This is a genomic window from Flavobacterium sp. PLA-1-15, from assembly GCF_049060005.1.
Lineage (GTDB): Bacteria > Bacteroidota > Bacteroidia > Flavobacteriales > Flavobacteriaceae > Flavobacterium.
The window spans coordinates 20,146-44,296 of sequence record NZ_JBMGQS010000008.1 but is presented as its reverse complement, the minus strand read 5'-3'; the positions used below and the strand labels follow the sequence as shown (position 1 = coordinate 44,296).

The 24,151-nt window shown below is 38.2% G+C and carries 16 protein-coding genes; 7 read left to right on the top strand and 9 right to left on the bottom strand.

The features are described from left to right. The first annotated feature begins 297 nt into the window (after positions 1-297). Complete coding sequence (locus ACI6PS_RS07260; RefSeq protein ID WP_421011888.1) at positions 298-2,709, top strand: prolyl oligopeptidase family serine peptidase; 2,412 nt, start codon at positions 298-300, stop codon at positions 2,707-2,709. Between the two features lie 149 nt (positions 2,710-2,858). On the opposite strand, the gene ACI6PS_RS07255 is transcribed toward ACI6PS_RS07260, so the two are convergent. The 7 genes from ACI6PS_RS07255 to ACI6PS_RS07225 form a co-directional block, all read right to left on the bottom strand. Next, a complete protein-coding gene (locus ACI6PS_RS07255; RefSeq protein WP_421011887.1) occupies positions 2,859-3,827 on the bottom strand; it encodes an ABC transporter ATP-binding protein in 969 nt (322 codons plus the stop codon). A gap of 397 nt (positions 3,828-4,224) precedes the next feature. Beyond that, positions 4,225-6,663 (bottom strand): T9SS sorting signal type C domain-containing protein, encoded by a 2,439-nt coding sequence (locus ACI6PS_RS07250; protein ID WP_421011886.1) that lies wholly within the window; start codon positions 6,661-6,663, stop codon positions 4,225-4,227. 216 nt (positions 6,664-6,879) lie between these two features. After that, positions 6,880-10,542: a hypothetical protein gene (locus ACI6PS_RS07245; RefSeq protein ID WP_421011885.1), complete on the bottom strand. Its 3,663-nt coding sequence runs from the start codon at positions 10,540-10,542 to the stop codon at positions 6,880-6,882. A 333-nt stretch (positions 10,543-10,875) separates the two neighbouring features. Continuing rightward, entirely contained in the window at positions 10,876-12,183 is a 1,308-nt protein-coding gene (locus ACI6PS_RS07240) for an ABC1 kinase family protein (protein WP_421011884.1), read from the bottom strand. A 106-nt stretch (positions 12,184-12,289) separates the two neighbouring features. After that, a complete protein-coding gene (locus ACI6PS_RS07235; protein ID WP_421011883.1) occupies positions 12,290-12,961 on the bottom strand; it encodes a TetR family transcriptional regulator C-terminal domain-containing protein in 672 nt (223 codons plus the stop codon). Positions 12,962-13,215: 254 nt separating this feature from the next. Continuing rightward, the gene (locus ACI6PS_RS07230) at positions 13,216-13,911 is read right to left on the bottom strand and encodes an OmpA family protein (RefSeq protein ID WP_421011882.1); all 696 of its coding nucleotides are present in this window, start codon (positions 13,909-13,911) and stop codon (positions 13,216-13,218) included. A gap of 17 nt (positions 13,912-13,928) precedes the next feature. Then, positions 13,929-14,405, bottom strand: a complete 477-nt coding sequence (locus ACI6PS_RS07225; RefSeq protein WP_421011881.1) for a lipocalin family protein — start codon at positions 14,403-14,405, stop codon at positions 13,929-13,931. A 176-nt stretch (positions 14,406-14,581) separates the two neighbouring features. On the opposite strand from ACI6PS_RS07225, the gene htpG reads away from it, so the two are divergent. The 5 genes from htpG to ACI6PS_RS07200 all read left to right on the top strand — a co-directional run bounded on the left by htpG (position 14,582) and on the right by ACI6PS_RS07200 (position 19,961). Next, a complete protein-coding gene (gene htpG, locus ACI6PS_RS07220; RefSeq protein ID WP_421011880.1) occupies positions 14,582-16,468 on the top strand; it encodes a molecular chaperone HtpG in 1,887 nt (628 codons plus the stop codon). 149 nt (positions 16,469-16,617) lie between these two features. Beyond that, complete coding sequence (locus ACI6PS_RS07215; RefSeq protein ID WP_421011879.1) at positions 16,618-17,010, top strand: DUF2721 domain-containing protein; 393 nt, start codon at positions 16,618-16,620, stop codon at positions 17,008-17,010. Positions 17,011-17,098: 88 nt separating this feature from the next. Continuing rightward, entirely contained in the window at positions 17,099-17,569 is a 471-nt protein-coding gene (locus tag ACI6PS_RS07210) for a hypothetical protein (protein ID WP_421011878.1), read from the top strand. After that, a complete protein-coding gene (locus tag ACI6PS_RS07205) occupies positions 17,569-19,353 on the top strand; it encodes a tetratricopeptide repeat-containing sensor histidine kinase (RefSeq protein WP_421011877.1) in 1,785 nt (594 codons plus the stop codon). Before ACI6PS_RS07210 ends, ACI6PS_RS07205 begins: the two co-directional genes overlap by 1 nt. Further along, positions 19,350-19,961, top strand: a complete 612-nt coding sequence (locus ACI6PS_RS07200; RefSeq protein ID WP_421011876.1) for a response regulator — start codon at positions 19,350-19,352, stop codon at positions 19,959-19,961. Before ACI6PS_RS07205 ends, ACI6PS_RS07200 begins: the two co-directional genes overlap by 4 nt. Before the next feature lie 7 nt (positions 19,962-19,968). Here the strand turns inward: ACI6PS_RS07200 and ACI6PS_RS07195 are convergent, their stop codons facing one another. Further along, positions 19,969-20,265 (bottom strand): SemiSWEET family sugar transporter, encoded by a 297-nt coding sequence (locus ACI6PS_RS07195; protein WP_421011875.1) that lies wholly within the window; start codon positions 20,263-20,265, stop codon positions 19,969-19,971. A 166-nt stretch (positions 20,266-20,431) separates the two neighbouring features. Here ACI6PS_RS07195 and ACI6PS_RS07190 point away from each other — a divergent pair, with 166 nt between their 5' ends. Beyond that, on the top strand, positions 20,432-20,866 hold the full coding sequence (locus ACI6PS_RS07190) for a response regulator (protein ID WP_421011874.1): 435 nt from the start codon (positions 20,432-20,434) through the stop codon (positions 20,864-20,866). Here ACI6PS_RS07190 and ACI6PS_RS07185 read toward each other — a convergent pair. Then, the gene (locus ACI6PS_RS07185) at positions 20,863-24,033 is read right to left on the bottom strand and encodes a PAS domain-containing protein (RefSeq protein ID WP_421011873.1); all 3,171 of its coding nucleotides are present in this window, start codon (positions 24,031-24,033) and stop codon (positions 20,863-20,865) included. The genes ACI6PS_RS07190 and ACI6PS_RS07185 overlap by 4 nt on opposite strands. Positions 24,034-24,151: the final 118 nt, after the last annotated feature.

Genomic DNA, 24,151 nt, shown 5'->3' with positions numbered 1-24,151 from the left:
TGCTGATGCTTTAAAAAAGCTACGACAAGTTAGTGCTTTTTTGCTAATTAGCAATTTTTAGAAGCTTTTTCCAGCTATCCGCTACAAATCCTCAACCAAGAAAGCTGTTTTTCCAAGCCATAAAAGGAGCTTCCTTCGGTCGCTCTTTTCTGGCAGGAATAACTAGCTTTCTTGGTTTCCGGGTTTTCCGCTGCTATCTGGGCTAGGGAATTGCGTTAAAATCAAGTTTTAGCTTTCAATTGTAACAACCTACCCTTATCTTCGACATACAATTATATTAATCAAAACAAACGAACAATGAAATTGAAATTCACACTTTTTTCGTTCTTGCTCATCGGTTTTTCTGGAATTGCCCAGGAAAACGTTACCTATCAGAAGCCTTCCAAAGAAATTTTGGACTTGGTGGATTATGAAAGAGCACCTACAGTATCAATGGATACCAAAAAGGAATACATGCTGCTTTCCTATAGAAATACTTACAAGACACTTGACGATTTGAATCAGGAGGAAATGAAATTGGGAGGATTGCGCATCAACCCGATTACGAACATTTCGAGTACGGTGACGTACATCAACAATCTAAAAGTTAGAAAGATTTCGGGCAAGGAGGAAATTCAGGTTTCCGGATTGCCTGCAAATGCAAAGATCAGCAACATTTCTTGGTCGCCAAACGAAAAGAAAATGTCGTTCTCGAACACAACCGCCACAGGAGTTGAACTTTGGGTGCTTGACATCGCTTCGGCGAAAGCCACAAAATTAACGGACGCTACGGTAAACGCAAACTTGGGAAGCCCGTTCAGCTGGTTCAAGGACAACGAAACAATCTTGGTAAAGATGCTTCCAAAGAACCGTCCAGCCTTGATCAACGCTGCAAAAGATATTCCGACAGGTCCGATTATTTCTACTGCCGACGGATCGAAATCGCAAAACAGAACGTATCAGGATTTGTTGAAAAACAAAACCGATGAAGCCAATTTTGAATCGCTTGTGAGTTCTGAATTATACAAAGTGACGTTGAATGGAACAAAGACATTGTTCATGCCAGCCGACTTATATGCAGGAGAAAGCTTTTCGCCAGACGGAAATTATTTGATGGTTTCGACTATTCAAAAACCATTCTCATATATCGTTCCCTTGAACCGTTTTCCCTCTAAAACTATCGTTTATGATTTGAACGGAAAAGCAATAAAAACAGTGAACGAAGTACCTTTGAACGAAATCATGCCAAAAGGATTTATGGCCGTTAGAAAAGGAAAAAGAAGCATGGGTTGGAGAGCCGATGTGCCTGCTACGCTATCGTTTGTTGAAGCTTTGGACGAAGGTGATCCTGCAAACAAGGTAGAATTCAGAGACGAGGTTTTCTTGTGGGAAGCGCCTTTTTCTGGCAATCCGACTTCTTTGGTAAAAACGGGTCAGCGCTATGGAGGTATTACTTGGGGTAATGCCACTACAGCCTTTTTATACGATCAATGGTATGATACTAGAAACGAAAGGACTTTCTTAATCAATCCATCAAAACCGAATGAAAAACCGAGATTGGTTTGGGACAGAAATTCGCAGGACATTTATTCCGATCCAGGAGGTTTTGAAACCGTAAAAAACCAATACGGAAGACAGGTTTTGGCACTTGAAGGAGACAATGCCTTTTTGCTTGGCGAAGGACACACAAAGGACGGACAGTTTCCGTTTGTGGACGAGTTCAACATCAAGACTTTGAAAACAAAAAGATTGTACCAATCGACTTACAAGGATAAGATAGAAAATATTTTCTCTATTGAAGATTTCAAAAAAGGCGATGTTTTGGTTCAGATTCAATCAAAAACAGAATATCCTAACTACTATTTCAGAAACATCAAGAAGAAAAACAGCTTGAAGCAGATTACCAACTTCAAGAATCCTTTTGAAAGCTTCAAGAATGTGCAGAAGGAAGTGATTAAATACAAAAGAAAAGACGGCGTGGAGCTTTCTGGAACTTTGTATTTGCCAGCGGCTTACGACAAAACAAAGAAAGAGAAATTGCCTTTGTTGATTTGGGCGTATCCAGAAGAATACAAGGATAAGAACAGTGCGGGACAAAGCTCTCAAAACGCAAACGAATTTACGTTTCCTTACTACGGATCGTTTATTTACTGGGCGGCAAAAGGATATGCGGTTTTAGATGATGCTTCGTTCCCAATTGTGGGTGAAGGCGAAACGGAACCTAACGATACTTTTATCCAACAGTTGGTGGACAATGCTGAAGCGGCCATCAATGCGGTAGATAAATTGGGATATATCAACCCAAAGAAAGTGGCTGTTGGAGGACATTCTTATGGTGCTTTTATGACGGCAAACTTGTTGACGCATTCTAACTTATTTGCATGCGGAATTGCAAGAAGCGGTGCTTATAACAGAACGTTGACACCTTTTGGTTTCCAAAGCGAGCAAAGAAACTATTGGGAATCGCCACAGATTTACAACACTATGTCGCCGTTTATGAATGCGGAAAAAATGAAAACGCCTCTTCTATTGACACACGGTGAAGCCGATAACAATCCGGGAACTTTCACACTTCAAACGGAACGTTATTTCCAAGCTTTGAAAGGTTTGGGAGCTCCAGTTAGAATGGTAATTCTGCCAAAGGAAAGCCACGGTTATGTAGCTAAGGAAAACATCTTGCATCTGCTTTGGGAACAAGATCAGTTTTTAGAGAAGCATTTGAAGAACTAAGTTTCTAGAGAAATGAAGAAAGAAGCAAGAAGGAAGAGGAAAGATATGCTGAATGTCTTTCCTCTTTTTTTATGTATTTATTGCTTATTGTCTCTTTCTTCTTGTTTCTTTCTTCTTTCTTCTTGCTTCTTTCTTCTTGCTTCTTTTCTCTATCTTCTAATCGAAATAATTTCCTCATCGGCTGTAATGCAGACCACTTCGTTTTCTGGTAGCACGAAGGGATTCTCGAAAAAGATAACTTTTCGGTCGAAAACAGCTTTTATAAGATAACCATCGCCTTTGAAATAGCAATGTTTTATGGTGACAATCAAGTCTGAAATATCGGTTAGGAATAACTCGCTGGCGTAAAGAAGGATTGTTTTTTCCTTGTCTTCGGTTTCGATAAGGTTGTGCAACTTTACTTCGTTTACTTCTCCAAAAAGCGAAGCTACATATTTATCTTTAGGTTCAAGATAGACCTTTTTGGACAAATCATTTCGGACGATTTCACCGTTTTTCATTACAATTGTATCGTCTGAAAAAGAAAGTGCGTCGATGCTGTCGTGTGTGGCGATAATGCAGGTGATTCCTTTGTGTTTTAGATAGGCAAATAGATTTCTGCGCAAGGCACCTTTCCTAAAACTATCGATATTACTGAAGGGTTCATCAAGCAACAAAACTTCGGGCTCTAGCGCCAAAACCCTTGCCAAGGCTACACGCTGTTGCTGTCCTCCGCTTAGATATTTTGCTTTAGTATTGGCGAAAGCCTTCATCTCTACCATTTCGAGAAGCTCGTTTACCCTTGCTTTTTTTTCGTCCTGATAAATATTAGACAGGTACTTGCCTACGTTTTCTTCGACGGTTGTATAGGGCATCAAGTCGAAATCCTGGGCAAGGTATTTCATTTCATCTGCTCCGGGAACAAGATGGAATTTTGGACCTAGGATTTGGTTTTGGCTCCAAAATATTTCGCCTTCATTGAGATCATAAAGACCATAAATGAGTTTGAGGAGCGTGCTTTTTCCGCAACCGCTTTCGCCGATGATGGAGAGGTTTTGTCCTTTTTGGAGTTGGAACGAAACGTTGTTGATGACCGTTTGTGTGTCGTATGAAAATGAGATGTTATTGACTTGAAGCATTATGCGTTTTATGAGTCGCAAACTTACGAAGAATGATGATGGGATGAAAACAATACAATCAATTTGAGGACTTGAATGTTGCCGCTTATTGTATAATTATCCTTTGAAGATGATTATTAGGATATCTTAGGAATACTAAAATGTATGATTACACTAAGTATATTTCTGATTACACTACATTAAATTATTATTACTCTATAAAAACTTATCATTAACATAAATAAATAGTAATCTGAAAGGTAATTATGCGGGATTTCAGTGGAATAGGATGGGGAATTTTGCAGTTGTATTAAAATGATAATAACTTTTACAGTAAGGATTTTTGATTTTGTGTCCGTACTGTAAAAGTTATTTTGTTGGGCTTATTATAAAATTCATAGGGTGGTTTGAAATTTTGTTAGTGGATTATTTTTTTTATGGTCTTTTGATTGCTGTTGGTTAGAATCTCTATGATAAGTAGTTGCTGTTGTTGTGGCAAGTTCTGAACGTATGCTTCTGAGTTGTTTATGCCATCTTCCAGATGAATCAATCGGCCGGCTATGTCATAGAGTTTTATTTGGTGTATAATTTCTGAATTGGTATTTATTACAAGTACATCATCGGTGGTTTTGTAGATGATGATGTTATCCGACAGGTTATGGTTCTTTTTGAGGCTCGGCATTGAATTGTTGTAGATGATTTCAAACCTGTTGTGAAATGTTCCGATGGTGGAAGTAAAGGTGTAGGCTTCTTCTTTTAGATTATGAACATCATCCAGGAGATTGTCTTTTAGGAAAATATCCTGATCATAAAACAACCCCTCGAATTGGTCGAGGCTTATGCTGAAGGTGCCTGCTTTTGTGGTTTTATACCCTAAAGGGATTGCATCAGTATCTGAAAAAGGAAGTGCTTTTGCCTGTATGGCAAGCTTTTCCTGATCAAGAAGTGAGTATAGGCTTATTTGGTTGCTGCTTAGCGTTTTTCCGTCGTATCCCCAATCAAGGCCATTGGTTGCGTTTTCTAAATATCCCAAAAGAATTTGACTGAAAACTCCTTCTGCGCCTGAGAAATTGAGCCAAAAGCGGTGCTTTTCATCGGTTACTGATTCTACTCCTTCCCCGCCTGCAGGTCGGTAGAATTGGCTGTTGTCGTTGAGGAGGCGCATGGAGTTGTTGAAGGTTGCGTTTCCGTTGGCAATTCCTGCTACAAAAAAGGATTGACCTGAACCGATCTTATTTCCGGGTATTGGGCTGGAACCGGGAGCTGTACCGCCTGAGAAATTGTAGGTGGCATAATCCGACTGGAGGTAGCTGAGGGTGCCACCAGAATTTACGGGGGTTGCATCATGTGTCCATAAATAGATGGTACCATCGAGTGTGGTATTGTTTGCCGTCAAAAAGCTCAAGGCATTGATCGCAGAAGGATAGGGATTTCCGATGAGATTGTATTTGTTTCCAGTGGAATCTCCCGAGACAGGATAGGTGATGGTTCCGTTGTTTGGAGTTCCTACGAATACTCCTTCGAATATGGTTTTTATGGCAGGATTGACAGAATAGCTTTGAGGCGCTCTGATGATGTAGCCTTTTCCGGGGATCATCGTTTCGGTTCCGTAAGGATTATAGACCCATGTTTGCGTTGTGGCATCCCAAGAAGCATATTTGTCGAAAAAAGTGCCGGGTGAGAGGTCATCGAGGGTGGTTTCGGCTACGGGTGAGGACCAATAGGTAAAGTCATAGCGGTACATGGGCTGTGTATTGCGGTAAATGCTTGCCATTCCTACATTTGGTTTGGAACTGTATTCCTGAACAAGACTTGCATTGTTAGCTACAACTAATGTTCCGTTATTGATGATTTCATTAAAGGTCTTGATATATGTTGACCCGGCAATGGTTACTGTGTGTCCTGCATTTATTTGAAGCGAACACATAGAGATACTTCCATGAATTGCTGTATTATAATTACCATTGATGATGGCTTTTTTACAATTATCTGGTATTCCGTTAGACCATGAGGTTCCGTTCCAAGTGGTGTTTGCAGAAGCGTTACACGAATAGGCCTCATAAGTGATGCGGACAATTCCCGGAGCACCGTTTCCGCCCAGATAAGTGGGCTGTGAAAAGAGGAGACCTTTTCCTGCACCACTTCCACCAGCTCCATAATTATTGCCTGGGTTTCCTGAAAATCCTGCTAAAGCACTTAACAGAAAACCATCTTGACCTGCTCCACCTGCTCCTCCGTTATCTATCCTTGCAGCGCCTGGTGTTAGACCGTTGGCATTATTTCCTGCACCTGTACTACCGGCACCGCCGCCCCCGCCACCGGAACGATAGCCCAATGCTACAGCAATATTATACGTGGTTCTATTGCCACCATTACCGCCATTGTACTTGATTGTCCCAACGGAAGCAGCGGACGAACCACCAACACCACCGGTAATTACATCACCCGCTAGGCCTTTACCACCTTTGGCCATAACAGTAGTTGCATTTCCAAAAAAAGTATCGCCACCATCAAGGGTTGATCCGGCTCCTCCAGCTCCAATACTGATGGCAAAATTTTGTCCAGCTGTGACACATAACTGAGAGCTTGCATAGGCACCACCGCCACCGCCACCACTTGTACCGGTTGCTGTTGAAGACACATTACTGCCTTTTCCTCCAGCGCCCCAACATTCGATCTTGAGGGAAGAAACGCCATTAGGGACCGTAAAAGTGGTTGATGTTGTAAAAGTAATAACTGTCTCTTGAGCATGTATTGCATCTTCTGTGCCTAAGATTAAGCAACAAAAAAATACAACCTTGCTCGCACAAGTCCCAACTAACCAGTTGGAAGCTTGTCTTGGGTGATTTTCTTTCATATTTTGTAAGATTTAATAACATAAATTTACTAAATATAAAAACACAATACCCACAAAAACAGCATTTTAACTATTATTAAAACATTTTTTTTGTAGTCCTAGTGTAAAAGTTCCCAAAAGATAAAAGTATTCACTCATTTTTGCTGCAACTTTAAAAAAATAAAAAACCATCTGCAAAACAGATGGTTTTAATAAAAAAACGATAATTATGATTGCTTAAAAAACAATCTTTTTGACCAGTTTACAACCTTCGACAGTTAATACCTCTACGATTATTACTTGATGCGTTTCTGGAATATTTTTGATGATCACATCACTACTATCAATGTCTTTTGTATGCGAAAGCATTCTTCCTGCTATGTCATATACTTTTACTTCTTTTATGACTAAGAAACCTGCATTCACTGCTATTGTGGAATTTGTATTCTTATAGATAATTATGCTCTCTGGATTGATTCCTGGAGTTTCGACACTTAGAGTTTCATTTTGATAAACGATTTCAAATCGGTTGTCAAATGTTCCGATGGCTGAAGTAAAACTATAAGCACCATCCTTTAGATTATGGATTGTATTCAGTAGTTTATCTTTAAGGAACACATCCTGACCTTCAAACAATCCATCAAAACTTCCCAAACCTATATTGAATGTTCCGACAATTGTTACTTTATATCCCAACGGCACGACATCTGTATTATTAAAAGGTAACGCTTTTCCTTGGATGGTCATTTTATGCTGATTAATCAAGGAATAAATGGTAACGTAATTACCTCCTAAAAGCTCGGCATCATACAAACGATCCATATCATTTGTGGCTCCTTGTATATAACCAATCAAGGCTTGGTTAAAGGCTCCTTGGCTATTGCTAAGATTCAACCAATAACGGTGCTTTCCTGTGGTTTCCCAATTCTCTGACGGATCTTGTGGTCCTGGACGGTAGAAATTAGAATTGTTTCCTGCGATACGCATGGAGTTTTTAAACTTAACCGTTCCGGTAGCAAGGCCTCTTATAAAAAACGATTGTCCGGCGGCTACGTGACCATTTACAGGCGCATTATTGTTGTCATCAGCATCAGTTGTATCATTCGGATCGCTTGGTGCCGCGGTTGCAGTGCCTCCGGTACTATTGTAAACCGCGTAATCATTTGACGTATAACTGATAGTTCCCGAACCGTTGTCTAGCGCAGGAGTATTATGTGTCCACAAATAGATGGAACCGCCTACTTCTGTATTATCCGGATCATTGATGAACAAATCAATATCGATAGCCGAAGGATAAGGGTTTCCTATTAGATTCCACATCTGTGAAGTGTTACTGCCTTCAAAATCAGTATATGATATTTCGCCATTGTTTGGCGTACCAATAAAACTAGTTGTAAAATTTGCCGGAGTGGTTACCGAAAAATTTTGAGGCGCTCGGATGATGTATCCCCTTCCTACTTTCATTGTTATTGTATCCACAGAGTGTGTGATCCAGGTTCCGGCGGTTGGATTCCAGCTGAAATATTTATCAAACAAAGTCATTGGAGAAACGGCATCCAAATTTTGCTTGGCTACTGGCGAAGACCAATAGGTAAAATCATAGCGTTTCATTGGCTTTGCATTACGAATCATTGTAATGCTTCCTGTATTTGCAACGTTATTTGTTTGAAGTAAACTACCATTATTTTGAATAGTAAAACTTGCATTAGCTCCAACGGTGACTGCATTTTCTACAGTTAAGGTATTATTTGAAGGAATATTTATTCCGGAGGTATTCGTAAGATTTACGCTTTTTGCGTTTCCGTTAGCATTGACTGTAATAGTCCCTGATGTACCAACAACACAATGTTCGCTTGTAGGAACTCCTGATGGCGACCAATTCGAGGCTACATTCCAGTTACCCGTGCCACCAATCCACGTTTTATTCACATATATTTGAGTGGTTGCGCAAGCACTTATGGTATGGCAAGGAGATTCGGTAACTTTCAAGACCGTGTAGCTGGTTGGACTAACTGTAGGACTAACAACTATACTCGAATCATTGGCTGCCGTATTTTCGATTACCGGTGCAGAAGCCAGGACAATGTAATCTATTTCCATTCTTACATTGGCTCCAGTGGTGTAATCAAAACGCCAACCTGTTATGTTACCGCCTGTATTGTTCCAATTTGAATTCGTTAACATATCTATTGAAAGTACGTGCCAATTCCCATCACTGATCAAATTTCCTCTTACAACTTTATCTTCAGCTAGAGCTAATGCTCCTTTCTTAAAATAAACCTCCGTCATTATTGCTGTTCCTGAAACAACCCTGTAACGCATTGAAATATAGCGCTGAACTGAAGGTGTTATGGAAGAAAATATATTCTCCATACTGAAACTAGCATCAGCGGGATTGATATTTGCAGAAGTTACATTAAGAATTCCAGAACTAACGCTATTGACAGTTGTTTGTATTGTACTGTAAGGAAATGTTTGAAACTCATGAACAAACCCAACTGTTGGGCAATTTGCGCCCAGAAACCAAAGCGTTGATGTGTCTGTCGATACATTGCTTCCTGAAGCAGTCAGAGTAGCACTAGTACCCGAACAAATAATATTTGAAGGAGGACCTGCAACCGTTGGCGCAGTTGGAGCAACTATTGTAAATGTAATATGTCCGTACCAGTCACCAGGACCTTCACTTACCCTAAATTCAACACGATCATTAGCCCCCAATGTCCCTTGCCATGCATTTAAATTTTCAGGAGGGGTGGCTCCTTCTCCACTCCAATCGGCTCTGGACCAAACCATCACATCGTTTACATATAATTGGGCAAGGTCATCATTTCTAACTACATCAATACGATACAATCCGCAAGGAAAACCTTGTCGTTTAGCCGACAAAGAACTATCATTTGCATCTACGGAGCAACCTATCCAACCTGTTGCAGAACTTGGAGAACCTCCTGCGGCCCAATGTGTAGTGGCATTAAAATCAAGGTTTGAGTTTACATAATAACCTCTGTACTCTGCACTCCAAGCTCCGGAACCACCAGAGATATCGCCACCATTCCAGGCATATACGTTCCAGACATTATCACCATAGGCAAGCGAAGAGGCTGGAACATCGCCAACAGTGTAGGTAATACGGATTTGACCAGCACCTCCATTACCTCCAATCCTGTCGTTACCATTTCCAGCCCTTCCTCCAGAACCTCCAGCACCAATGCCTCCAGCGACACCATCATTAGTAGCATTTCTACCAATTGCTCCAGCATAACCATTTGTAGGAGCAATTCCTCCTGCCATACCATTAGCATTTCCTGCAACAGTCGTACCGGCACTAGAGCCTCCTCCACCGCTAATATTATTACTTGCGGCAGCTCCATTACCTCCATATGTACTGATTGTACCTCCAATATTTCCTGCGGTAGGAGCATTAGCTCCCTGTCCATAACTATTATTTGAAGTCAAATTGGCAGCTCCATTACCACCAACTGCCAAAAGCGTCGTGTTGGACATGAACCAAGAAGAACCACCTGATTTGGTTGCTGTTCCACCAGATCCACCAACTCCAACAGAATAAGATATACTTTGATTGGGTGTTACTGCAAAAGAATTCCTCACATAGCCACCTCCTGATCCTCCACCTCCAGCAGACGGGTTTCCAGCAACCCTGGCACCTCCACCTCCAGCACCCCATACCTCGACGGTAATAGAAGTAACACCACAAGGCACAGTCCAAGTAGTGGAATTATTGGGTAAAAGAACAGAAGTTTGAGAATAGGCACTTAATGGACAAGCAAGGAGCAAAAAGAGAAAAATCTTAAGAAATTGTACAAAATTCTCTAGTTGAAAATTAGCAAAACGAATTTGCAGGCACATGGACGTGCCTAGTGCAGTTGTAGGGTTTTTCATAATTTGGGGGCGGTTTTGTTTCTCCAAACTTATGATAACCAGCGAATTTGAAAAATAATTTACAAGACTTTTATACGTGTTTTCGACAAAATGTTCAAAAAAATCGACTAACCGCAAAAACCCAATAATTATGTAAATGTATTTATCTTAAAAAAATAAAAATAATTTATTTTTTTTTCTGTTTATTGGGTTTTTAATAATGACTTGATTTAAAAGGCGCAATATCATCCTCCGAAATCAAACTAATATAGCTGTGAAAAACTTAAAAAAAATAAGAGCACGCTTTTATTTAAAAAAACGTGCTCTCACCAACCAAAAAACCAAAACTATGATCTATCTATATTTTTCGTAGGATTTTGTTTCAATCCTCGCTTTTAAGTCGTGTAGTAAATTATACAATCCGAAGAAGGTTCGGTTAATGTATAGAAAGTGCTTCGAACCCCTATTCCCATTCATTTTTCTAAGCTGGGTGTCTTTGGAAAACTCCTCTCCCATCTTGGCAATATTTCCGAAGAATTCTTCATCCGAAAAATCAAAACTATCCCCATGAAAAGGTAATGTAAACAAGCTCAACAATTGATGAAACAATGCTGTAAAATATTCCACTTCTTCCTTTGTATCATCCGTTCTCAATATTTCAAGCTCGTATAATTTTTCATTGAAAAGTTTCGAATTGTCAATAATGGATGGGCTAGCCAATTCAAAATAAGGAATATAAAAATCTTCTGGAACCTGCTTGATGCAACCAAAATCAATCGCAATCAAATTCGCTTCTGTATCAATCAAGAAATTTCCAGGATGTGGGTCGGCGTGCACTTGTCGGAGCTCGTGGATTTGAAACATATAAAAATCCCACAAGGCCTGACCGAGTTTGTCGCCTTTTGCTCTATCGGTATTAAGAGCGGTAAACTCAGACAAATGCTCACCATCCATCCAATCCATCGTCAGGATTTTTTTGGAAGACAATTCAGGGTAATATTTTGGAAATTTTAAATTTGGAATCTTGCTACAAGCCTCAGCAATTTCAGTTCCCTGCTTCAACTCTAAATCATAATCGGTTTCTTCGAGCAATTTATGCTCTACTTCCTTGAAATACTTTTCAGAATCTTTGCCTTGCAGATTAAACATCTTGATGGCAAAAGGCTTTACAATCGCCAAATCAGAACTTATACTTTCGGCCACTCCGGGATATTGGATTTTCACAGCAAGTTTTTTCCCATCTTTGCTAGCCTGGTGCACCTGACCAATACTAGCAGCGTTAACGGAGTCCGGAGTGAACGAATCGTATATGGCTTCAGGGAATTCTCCCAGATATTTTTTGAACGTTTTTCGAACCAAAGGCGCCGACAAAGGCGGAACCGAAAATTGTGCCAGCGAAAACTTCTCAACGTAAGCTCTCGGCATAATGTTCTTGTCCATACTCAACATCTGTGCCACTTTCAAGGCACTACCCTTCAAATTCTTCAAACCATCATAAATATCCTCCGCATTATTTTCGTTCAGCTTGTCCTTCGAAAGCGACGGATTCACTATTTTCTCGCCATAATACGCCATATAATTTCCTCCAATCTTGAAACCCGTTTTCACCAATTGGCCAGCACGTTCAATCTTCGTAGTCGGAATTTTATCTAAAGTTTTCATGTTACATTTTTTTGGGCGTTTTAACGGGCTATCCACTCCAATCTTTTCCTCGCTAAAGAAGCGAGAAAAAGGATTTCCACTCCTATCCCTAACGCAGTCTGTGCTTCTAATTAAATTTTTCTTTCCAAATGAACTTCCCCAAGTCCAACAAGCTTTCCAAAGGCTTGGTATTCATCAAGTCTGCAGAAGTGTTTACTGATTTCTCAATCAAGATATCCGTCTTTTCAAAACCTTTCGAAGTGTCGTCCAACCAGAATTTCAAGATAAACAAAAACTGAATCCAAGCACCTTCCGAAAAAACAGGCTTGGTGATTTTCTTCACCTTATTTTCTTTCTCTTCCGTATTCGGGTTCATTATTCCGCCCACAAAATCCTTGAACTGTTTGCGGAATGTTTTCAAGGCTTGCAGATTCTTCAAACCTTCCTTATTTTCTTTCAATGAATAAACAATGTAGCTTCTGTTTAAGATAAAAATCTCAAACAAGGTAAAATACAACGTTAGCATTTTATTCTTCTCTGAATAACCTGCATACGCTTCTTCAAGGTTAATCGTAACGATTGCATTCTCAAAAAACTTCACCCAGATATCCTCCTTGATGGCATCAAGAGAACCAAAAAAAGTATAGAATTCCGATTCCTCAATTCCGTGTCGTTTACAAAACTGATAAACGCTCTCAGGAGCTTTGTTTTGCTCCAGAACATCGTTCATATACAAAGTAATGATTTGATTGTCATCGAGTAATTTCTTCTTAGCATTCGGTCTTTTTGTTGTTGCCATAACGAGTGGTTTTAAATCTTATGTAAATTTACTTTCAAATATTTCTGAAACATAAAAACATTTGTTAAAAGTCTTTCAAAAAAAATGTAGGCTTCTTGAAGTCAATTCAATAACATATTTTAAGTTTAAAAAAAAGCCACAGATTCACAGATTATCAAAGCAATTTAATCTGTGAATCTGTGGTCAAAACTAACAACAGAGCAAAAAAAAGCCGTTTCTTTCAAAACGGCTTTTAAATATTGTTGCCTTAAAGCTTATTGCTTAGCTTCTTTTTCAGCATCCTGAATCATTTTTTGGTTAGCCGTAATAGCGAACTCAACTCTTCTGTTTTGGCTTCTACCTTCAACAGTTTCGTTAGATGCAATTGGATCAGCAATTCCCATACCCTTTGTCGTAAAACGTGCGGCAGAAATCCCTTTAGAAACTAAATATGATTTTACTGAAGCTGCTCTTTGCTCAGACAAAGTTTGGTTGAATTCAACTTTACCAGTACTGTCTGTGTAACCAAAGATTACGATATCAGTATCAGGATATTGATTGAAAACCGTAACCAATTTATCCAAGTTTCCTTTAGCTGTAGCTGTCAAAGTAGATTTGCTTGTATCAAAACGCACTGCATTTTCATTCAACACCAATTTGATACCTTCTCCAACTCTTTCGACGTCGGCACCTGGAATGGCTTGGTCAATTTCTCTCGCTTGTTTGTCCATTTTGTTTCCGATAACACCACCGGCAACTCCACCAACAACTCCACCAATTACAGCTCCAAGAGCAGTGTTTCCGCCTTTTCCGATATTGTTACCTAAAACTCCACCGATAATTGCACCTGCAGCGGCACCGATACCAGCACCTCTTTGCGTTTTGTTTGTATTTTTCGCAGCCTCACAACCTGTAAGAACCGAACCTATCATCATTAATGCAGCCAAGGCTACTATTGAAATTTTTTTCATCTTGTTTTAGTTTTGAATTAGTCTACTTTTTGGAATTGATACACAACGTCTGTCATTTTCCCTCCAACGTTGATTTTATCAACCAATTGAAAAGAACTTTCAGTTTGATTGGCTACATTCAACACATAACCGTCTCTAACTTTTTTCGCTTTTTCTCCAGCACTTAACACTTTCAAAACGAATTGTCCATCTTTGTTGACAAACCAAGTGATTGGAGAACTGAAACCAGCACAACTAGGATTTGTCAAGGCCATATCGCCTTTGTTGTTGTTGGATACAAATTTCCAAGTACTTCCTTCAAAGCATTTAGAATCTGCCAATTGGAACGAAGTTACTTTGATAACCTCTGAACCCGGATAAGAAACTGAACTGATCACCCAGTTTCCTTTCATCAAACGCTCGGTTTTGTTGTCAACCTTTGTGTTTGTTGCTGATGTTGACTTGCAAGACGTAAACGTTACCGCAAGTACAGCCATTAAAAATAATTTTTTCATAGTTTGGTATTTTAATTTAAGTACAAATATACAATCATTCGGTTTTAAATGTTAAAATTTTTTTCTTCTTTATCTTAAAATTAACAATTCCGACAATTTGTCATTTTGTTGTTTTTGGTACTCTATTTGAAGAAACGTGAGCAGGAATAATTTAACATAAATAAACCCAAATAATTATGACAACAGGAAAAATCAATGTTTCAGTAGAAAACATCTTTCCCTTAATTAAGAAATTTTTATACAGCGACCACGAGATTTTCTTGCGCGAATTGGTTTCAAACGGGACTGATGCAACACTTAAATTAAAACACCTAATTAGTATCGGCGAAGCCAAAACAGAATATGGCAATCCGATTATTGAAGTAAAAATCGATAAAGAAGGTAAAAAACTCCACATCATCGATCAAGGTTTGGGAATGACGGCGGATGAAGTTGAGAAATACATCAACCAAGTCGCTTTTTCTGGAGCCGAAGAATTCCTTGAAAAATACAAGGATTCAGCTAAAGATTCAGGAATTATCGGTCATTTTGGTTTAGGATTCTACTCTGCTTTTATGGTGGCGGAAAAGGTGGAAATCATCACAAAATCATTCAAAGACGAACCTGCCGCACATTGGACGTGTGATGGAAGCCCTGAATTTACATTGGTTCCATCTGACAAAACGACGAGAGGAACTGAAATCATCTTGCACATTGCAGAAGATTCTTTGGAGTTTTTAGAGGAAAGCAAAATTTCTGGCTTGCTTCAAAAATACAACAAGTTCATGCCTATTCCGATTAAATTCGGAACTAAGCAAGAAGCCTTGCCAAAACCAGAGGATGCTCCAGAAGACTATAAAACAGAATATACAGAGGTTGACAAGATCATCAACAATCCAAATCCGGCTTGGACAAAGGCTCCAACTGAATTAAAAGAAGAAGATTACAAGTCGTTTTACAGAGAATTGTATCCGATGCAATTCGAAGAACCGCTTTTCAACATCCATTTGAATGTGGATTATCCGTTCAACCTGACTGGAATTTTATACTTCCCTAAATTGGGTGCTGATTTACAGATTCAAAAAGACAAAATTCAATTGTACCAAAATCAGGTTTACGTTACCGATAATGTAGAAGGAATTGTACCTGAATTTTTGACGATGTTAAAAGGTGTGATTGATTCTCCGGATATTCCGTTGAACGTTTCGCGTTCTGGCTTGCAGGCTGATGGTGCTGTGAAAAAAATCTCCAACTACATCACACGTAAGGTTGCTGATAAATTGAAAGCATTGTTTACAGAAAACCGTGAAGATTTCGAACAAAAATGGAACGATATCAAAATTGTTTTGGAATACGGAATGCTTTCTGAAGATAAATTCTACGAAAAGGCAGGAGCTTTTGTTTTGTATCCAACCGTTGATGGCAAGTATTTTACACTGGAAGAATTAAAAGAAAAAACAAAAGAAAATCAAACCGATAAAGACGGAAAACAGGTTATCCTATATGCTGGAAACAAGGATGCGCAACATTCTTATATCCAAACCGCAAAAGATAAAGGTTATGAAGTCTTGTTGCTGGATTCGCCAATTATTTCGCACTTGATTCAGAAATTAGAGTCCGACAATCAAAATTTGACTTTCGTCCGAGTGGACTCAGATCATATCGATAATTTAATCAAGAAAGACGAAAACACGATTTCTAAATTATCAGATGAAGAAAAAGAAAGCTTGAAAACGGTTTTGGAAGGTTTTGTTCCGAAGCAGACGTATTCGGTTCAATTGGAAGCGATGGACAGCACTGCTTCGCCTTTTATCATCACGCAACCTGAATTTATGCGAAGAATGAAGGAAATGAGCCAATCCGGAGGTGGCGGAATGTTCGGAATGGGCAATATGCCGGAAATGTACAATTTGGTGGTAAATACCAATTCTGAATTGGCAACCAACATTTTAAATACATCCGATAAAACGCACCAAGAACATTTGGTAAAACAAGCGTTGGACTTGGCAAAATTGTCTCAAAATCTATTAAAAGGAGAAGACTTGACGGCTTTTGTAAAAAGAAGCTTCGAATTGATTAAATAAGTTGATTTGGTTATTTGGTTAACCGTTAATTCAAAAGAAACCTGTAAGTTTAACTTGCAGGTTTTTTTATGCAAAAAATTGAAAATCACTTTACATTCACGAACTTTGAGATTGAAAAAAATTAAAAATTAAAAATTAAAAAATCTGAAATGACCCTAAATATAGAAACTCCCGCTTTACTTTTCTCTGCAACTTCTTTGATTTTATTGGCCTACACTAATCGTTTTTTGACCATTGCACAAATTGTGAGAGGCTTAAAGAAAAATTATGAAGAGCAAAGCAGTAAGACAATTTTACTGCAGATTAAAAACCTAAACTTGCGCATCACACTCATACGGTATATGCAACTTTTTGGCGTTTTGAGCTTGTTCCTCTCTGTTTTTGCAATGCTGTTGTTATTTGTAGAACAGGAAATCATCGGCATTTATCTTTTTGGTTTGAGCTTGCTTTCCTTATTAATTTCGTTGGGAATTTCATTTTGGGAAATCAGCATTTCAGTTAAGGCATTGCAACTTCATTTGAGCGATTTAGCTGAAAATTAAAATATTGAAAATTTCAAATCCCTATTGTTAGGGATTTTTTTTATACTTTAATGTCCGAATTTTACCCTAACCTTAAAAACAAAACAAAATGAGCAAAACTTACTTAGTTACTGGAAATTTTGATAGTGCAAATATCAATTTAAAGATTCACTTACCCGTACTATCAAACAAAACGTATAAATTTAGTACAGGAATAAATATTTCTAAAAACGTTGGTGGAGAGCTGAATGAAGTAAACGCCGTTTTTGTTTTTATGCAAACTGAGGGTAAAAATGATTCTTTGCCAGAAGATGCAAACCAAACATTTGGTCACAATTTTGAAATTCAATCATTAATACAACCTGGTCTGGGAGAAATACCTTTCGACAAAAGCCGAGATACTTATATTTTGCTGTATCACAATGATGAATTCAAAATGAAAGCAGTAAAGGAAGCTTATGATAGATTACTAGAACTGATTGACAAATTGAATGAGGGTGATTGTCCGCGACGTGGTGAGCTAGAGAAAAGTTCCGACAAAAATCCAAGGCGATTAGGAGTAAGCATCATAAGAAAGTAATGCTTACTGTCAAAATCAATATCTTAAAAATTATCCCACTCCTACTATTGCTTACGGGTGGTTTGTGTTTTGCACAAAATACAAACAATAAAAAAGTTGAGGAGTATATTGGAGAAGGAAGGAATAATGGCGCACTAAAAATCCTTGATTCATTAGAAGCCCAAAAACCTCCCAAAAACCAATTGGCTCAGATTTACCTCTATAAAGCAAAAGCCTATGATAATGAAAATTCGAGCAACCAAGCATTTGAACTATACATACAATCAAAAAAAGCTTTTTTGGCAGTAGACAGTATAGACAAAGCAATGAGCATCAATTTAGATATTGCTTATCTATTGAGCATGCAACAAAACAATCAGAAATCGGCCGAAAGCTATATCAAGGAATATTTAGCATTTACGAAGAAAAACAACAAAAGCAGTCTTACCGCAAAAGGCTACAGCAGTTGGGCATCACTCCTCATCAATGACAATCCGGAACAAAGCTTGAAGTATTTCCGAGAAGCAATGCGTTATAACAGTCAAGTCAAGGACGAGAAGATTTATTCCCAAATATACAGTAATCTGGCAGTTTTGTTTAACGAAAAGTTGCACCAACCCGACTCTGCCTTGGTTTACATTGAAAGATCAACCCAGATTGCAAAAAAGAACAATAACATCAATGACCTTTGCTTAAATCTCATCAACAAAGCAGGATGCTATTATTATAAAGAAGAATTCCAAAAAGCCATTGCGCTTTTAAATGAAGCCAACACCATCAAAATAACAAAGAATAGCAAAAACATAAAAAGCTATATCAATAATTTTCTTTCCCTAAATTATGAAGCACTTGGCGATCATAAAAGCGCTTATAAGTACTTGAGCGAGTATGTAACGGTACAAGAAGAACTTGATTTGGAAAAACAGAATATAAAAATTTTGGATTTTCACACCAAATACAAAAGCCAGGAAAAAGAAATTGAAAACCTCAACCTAAAAAACAAACTGCAAACCAACAAAATCATTGTTTATGCTTTTATAGGATTACTACTTGTGATTTTAACTATCGGAATTTTGGCTTATAAAAACATTTCTAAAAAGAAAAAGATAGCTGAACAGGAAAAGCTTATCGAGACCCAGAAACTCGAAAAAACCTTGAAAGACCAAGAGCTTCGCGACATCGATTTAATGCTAGAAAGTCAGGAAAAAGAAAGACAGCAAATTGCTAACGAGCTTCATGACGAGCTAGGAAGTATGCTGGCAACACTGAAATTGAATTTTCAAAACTTGAAACGAAATGCAAATTCGGAGAAAAATGAAATAAACTTGTTTGACAAGACAGACAATTTGATTGAAGAAGCCTATCAGAAAGTTCGAAATATTTCGCATTTAAAAAACCTTGGAGTCGTAGGAAGTCAGGGATTGCTTGTAGCCGTAAAAAAAATGGCTGAGAAAATGAGCGTCCTTGATCGGCTAAAAATCAACGTCATTCCATTTGGCTTGACCGAAAGACTCGACAATCAGACTGAGGTTTCGCTTTTCAGGATGATACAGGAATTGTGCACTAATATCATTAAGCATTCTGCAGCAAACGAAGTGAATATTTACTTGACGCAACCTAATCCAAAAGAAATAAACATTATCATCGAAGACAATGGAAACGGATTTGATACAAAAAAAGTAAAACCCAAAAGTGGCATCGGGTTAAAAAATATTGAGAAAAAAGTAGAACAGATGGGAGGCACTTTTACAATCGATTCTATACCTACAAAAGGAACAACCATCATCATAGACTTACCATTATGATTACAGTAATTATAGCCGAAGACCATCAGGCATTGATAGACGGCATCAAACTTTCGATTGAATATGAAGACGACATACAAGTCATAGGCGAAGCCAATGATGGCGAAATGCTGGTAGAATTAGTTCGAAAAAAGCAACCCGATGTGGTCATCACCGATATAAGAATGCCAAAATGCGACGGGATTTCCGCAACGCGAATCATCAAAAAGGAATTTCCTCAAATAAAGGTAATTGCATTCAGCATGTTTGACCAAGGAGAAGCAGTAGAGCAGATGAAAACGGCAGGCGCTTCGGGATACATAATGAAAAATTCATCACTCAAGAAAGTCTTGGATGCTATCAGGATTGTTGCAAAAAATGAATTATTTTTTGATGACGCTATCACATCAAAAGATGGAGAGACAAAAGAGGAAATTGTCTTGAGTTCGCGCGAAAAAGAAATCTTGCGATTAATTGGAGAAGGCAAGTCTTCCTTGGAAATCTCCGAACTCTTGTTTATTGGCAAAACTACAGTAGATACACACCGAAAAAATATTCTTCGCAAGCTTAACATTCATGGAAAAACAGATCTCATTCGATTTGCCGTAGAACGGAAATATGACTTTTAGAAAAATACTACTTATCTGGTGTTACTTTTTCGTTGATTTTATTCAATGCTTTCTTAGGAATCAGTTTTAAGAATAAAATAGTTGCACACACTAGGGCCGAGATGCTATTTGCAATTAAAACCGGATAATCATTGCGACTAAAGCCATACACAACCCATAGAACAAAGCCAATCATAAGCATGGAATACGTTACTATGGAAATGTCTTTCGTTGATCTGGTTTTAATAATTTTATAAGTTTGAGGAATATTCGCCGCTGTTGTTAAAACTGCTGCCAAAAGTCCGATGATTTGAATAGTATCCATAAATATATTTTTGCATTAAAGTAGCTAATTGGCTAGCTACCAACTTATATTCTGATTTTATTTTTTTATAAAATACAAACAATCGAATACTAAATAAAAAAGCTTGTTCATCCAATATAATTTGTAATTTTGATTTCCCAAAACTCAACCCCGGGTTCCTGCAAATATGAAAAAAAACGTTACTCTTTTTTATGCTGATGATGATGCTGATGATCTGGACTTTTTCAGAGATGTAACAGAGGCAATCGACAAAAACATTGAGGTATTTACCCATGATAATGGCAATCAATTATTGGTTGCGGTAAAAAATCCTCCACCTTCTCCTCATATCATTTTTTTGGATTTGAATATGCCGGGAAAAGATGGTTTTGAAGTTTTAAGAGAATTAAAGACTTCCGAAGAATATAAAAATATTCCAGTAGTGATATTTTCAACTTCTAACGATCAGAAAAATATCCTACGAAGTAAGGAATTGGGAGCCAATCTTTACATCACAAAGCCAAATTCATTTGCCAAATTCAGAAAATCAATCGAGCACACCTTGAGCATCAATTGGGATGTATTTAAACCTTCATTAGAGAGTTTCTGCTACAGCTGCTAGATGATTTCCTGATTTTGTTTAAAAGGCAATTCAATTGTAAAAGTTGCCCCTTTTTGTAGTTCGCCTATTGCAGATATGCTGCCATGATGACGTTCTACAATCTTCTTGCACAAAGCCAGTCCTAACCCGGTGCCTTCATACTTGTCCTTTGCATTAAGACGTGTGAACGCATCGAATATTTTGTCTAAAAAATCAGGATCAAATCCAATTCCATTATCGCTGATCTCTACTTTTAAGAATTCAATGCCGTCCCTGTTTACAGACTTGGAAGTGATTTTTATACGAGGCAATTCTTCTTTCTTCGAAAACTTCAAAGCATTATTGATCAAATTATAAAACAATTGATGCAGTAAAACAGATGCGCCTTGTATTTCTGGAAGTACTGACCTTTCAATAACGGCTTGCTTTTGCGCCATTACCACTTCCAAATCAGTTTCTATATGATCAAAAATGGTATTCAAATCTACTGTTTCGATTGGCCTTTCGGCAGAATTTATAGTAGAGTACGCCAAGACACCCTCCACCATTGAGAACATCCGGTCGGTAGCATTTTGCACTTTTTCCAAATATACCATCCCTTTTGGTGGGATATTTTCGGCATATTCGTTTTCGATCATGTTGGTAAAAATCTTAATTTTACGAATAGGCTCTTTCAAATCATGACTCGCAACGTGGGCAAACTGCAACAAATCATCATTTGAACGTTGAAGTTGTTGAGTTCGTTCTCTAACCTGCCGGGTAAGTTCTTCTGCAAAACGTTTTTGCTCGGTAATATCCTGTATAACACCTAATAACGTTATTGGTTTATGATTTTCATCAAAAATGACCCTACCTTTGATTTTAACCCAATGTTCTGAATGATCGTCTTGAATAATTCGGGTCTCATAATGGAGATTTCCAGTTATCAAAGATTCACGATGCGCATTATCCCTTAGCTCCAGATCATCTTTATGAATAAATTTTATAAGTTTTTCACGTGTTACATTGCCTTTTACTCCCCAAATTTCATTGAATCTGTCGCTTGTCTTGATATTATTAGAAATCAAATCTACCTCATAAGGCCCTAAATCTGCCGATTCTACTGCAAGATTTGCCTTTTGCTGTGCTTCTTCGATTTCTTTTCTGCTTAAAACTTGTTCTGTAACATCTATCACAACAGCCATTACGCCTGAAATTGCACCATTTTCGTCCCGGAAAGCTTCATAAACAAAATCAATGAAAACCGTTTCAATGCCGCCGTTTCGTGGCACCGAAATAGGAACTTCCAATGCTTTTTGGGTTTTTCCAGTTTGATAAACCTTGTTCAATAAATCTTCAAATCCTTGCTCTTTTACTTCAGGAAGGCCTTCAAATATCGGTTTGCCCACGATTTGCTCATAAGGTCTGCCCCAAAATTCAAGCATCAAATCGTTTGCAATTTCTACCGTATAATCTGTACCTCTGAAAATACACATAGCAACAGGAGCTTGGAGTATCACATTTCGAAGGTTTTGCTCCCTTTTCTGTAATTTGTCCTTGGCAACATTTAGTTCCGTTACATCGGCAGCGGTGTTCATTACACCGTAAACCTTTCCATCGGCATCAAAAAGTGGTGTAAAACTGTAATTGAAATAAAAGCTTTTCTTTTTGCCGTTCATAACCAGGAGAAGCTTCGTGTTTTTGCTATGGAAAGGAATTCCTGTATCGTAAACTTCCCTCAACTGTTCAAATATCTTTTGGTTTTCCAGTTCGGGCAAAATGTTGGAATATAATTTTCCTATCACGTCGTTTCCTTTTCCCCAAACATCTATTATGGATTGATTGGCCAACTGAATTTTCATTTCCCTACCTACATAAACGCCAATAGGAAAAGGAGCGCTTTCTACCACGCTTCTCAATTTTCTTTGGCTTTGCTCTATTCGTTGCTGGGCAATAATTTTTTCGGTAACATCTACTGCCGTAGAAAGGATTCCGTAAACTTCACCAGCAGAATTGATCATCGGCTTGTACCAAAAATCATAATAATACTGCACCAACTCACCATTGTTCCAATACTTTACTGGTGCTCCTTTCATTGAGAGATTTTCACCGCTGGTATATACTTTATCCAACAATTCTAAAAACGGCTGGCCTTCCATTTCAGGCAGAACTTCCTTTATGGTTTTACCGATTACGGATTTGTCTTTTTGCCAGCTTTTCAAAACAACATCGTTGGCAAGCTCGATTCTCATATCCCTGCCTGTTAAAAATATGATCCTTACAGGAGATTCATCTATCAGGAGATTGAGACGGTTTTTACTGCTTTCTAATTCTTTCCTTCCAATAGATTGCTGAGTAATGTCTTGTAGCGTTCCATTAAATCTATAGGCTACTTTTTGATCATTAAACCACGCTTTTCCTTTTGCCCTAACTATTCTTTGTACTTTTGTAATGGGATGAATAATGGTATATTCCACGTCATAATTTCCTCCTGATTCATACTCCAAAGCTTCTTGAATAGCATTTGCAATTTTAAACTTATCGTTATCTGCAATGACATCAATCGCTAATGAAAGTGCAATTTCTGATTCTGGCGGAAGCCCAAACCATTCTTTGAGTCGATCGTTTCCAGTAAACTTATCCGTTTTCGGATTATAATCCCAAGTCCCTAGTTCTGTAGCATCGATGGCAAATCGCAAAAGATTTTCTTTTTCTTCGAGGGTCTGAAAGCTCTTCACTTTTTCGGTAGTCTCGATACAGGTAACGAAAACGCCTCCCACTTTTCCCGATTCTGCCTTAACCGGACTATAGCTGTAAGTCCAATAAATATCGTCTAAAAGACCGTTCCTGTAACTAGGAAGCAATTGGTCTTCACTCCAGCTTGCCTTTCCTCCAGCCATTACCTCATCGATCAAAGGAACAATATCGTTCCAAATTTCTGGAAAAACCTCTTTACCAGGCTTCCCTACAGCCGAGGGATGTTTACCATTGTTTCCAAGACTTGGACGATAGGCACTGTTGTAAAAGCAAATATGGTGTTCGCCCCAAAAGAGAAACATCGGGAAGTTTGAATTTAAGATTATACTTAACGTAGTAAGCAAACTTTGTGGCCAGGTATCTATAGAGCCTAAAGGTGTCGAAGACCAATCATAGGAACGAATAATAGTTCCCATTTCTCCACCATCGGACAAAAAATCTGAAGAATTCATTTAACTAAATTTGAGCTGAAAGTTACTCAATTTTAGTTATAAATGCGGACCGAAATGTTATAACATTTCAAATATGTTGCAATCTATTTTATCATTACCTTGTGAAGATAATTTTTGC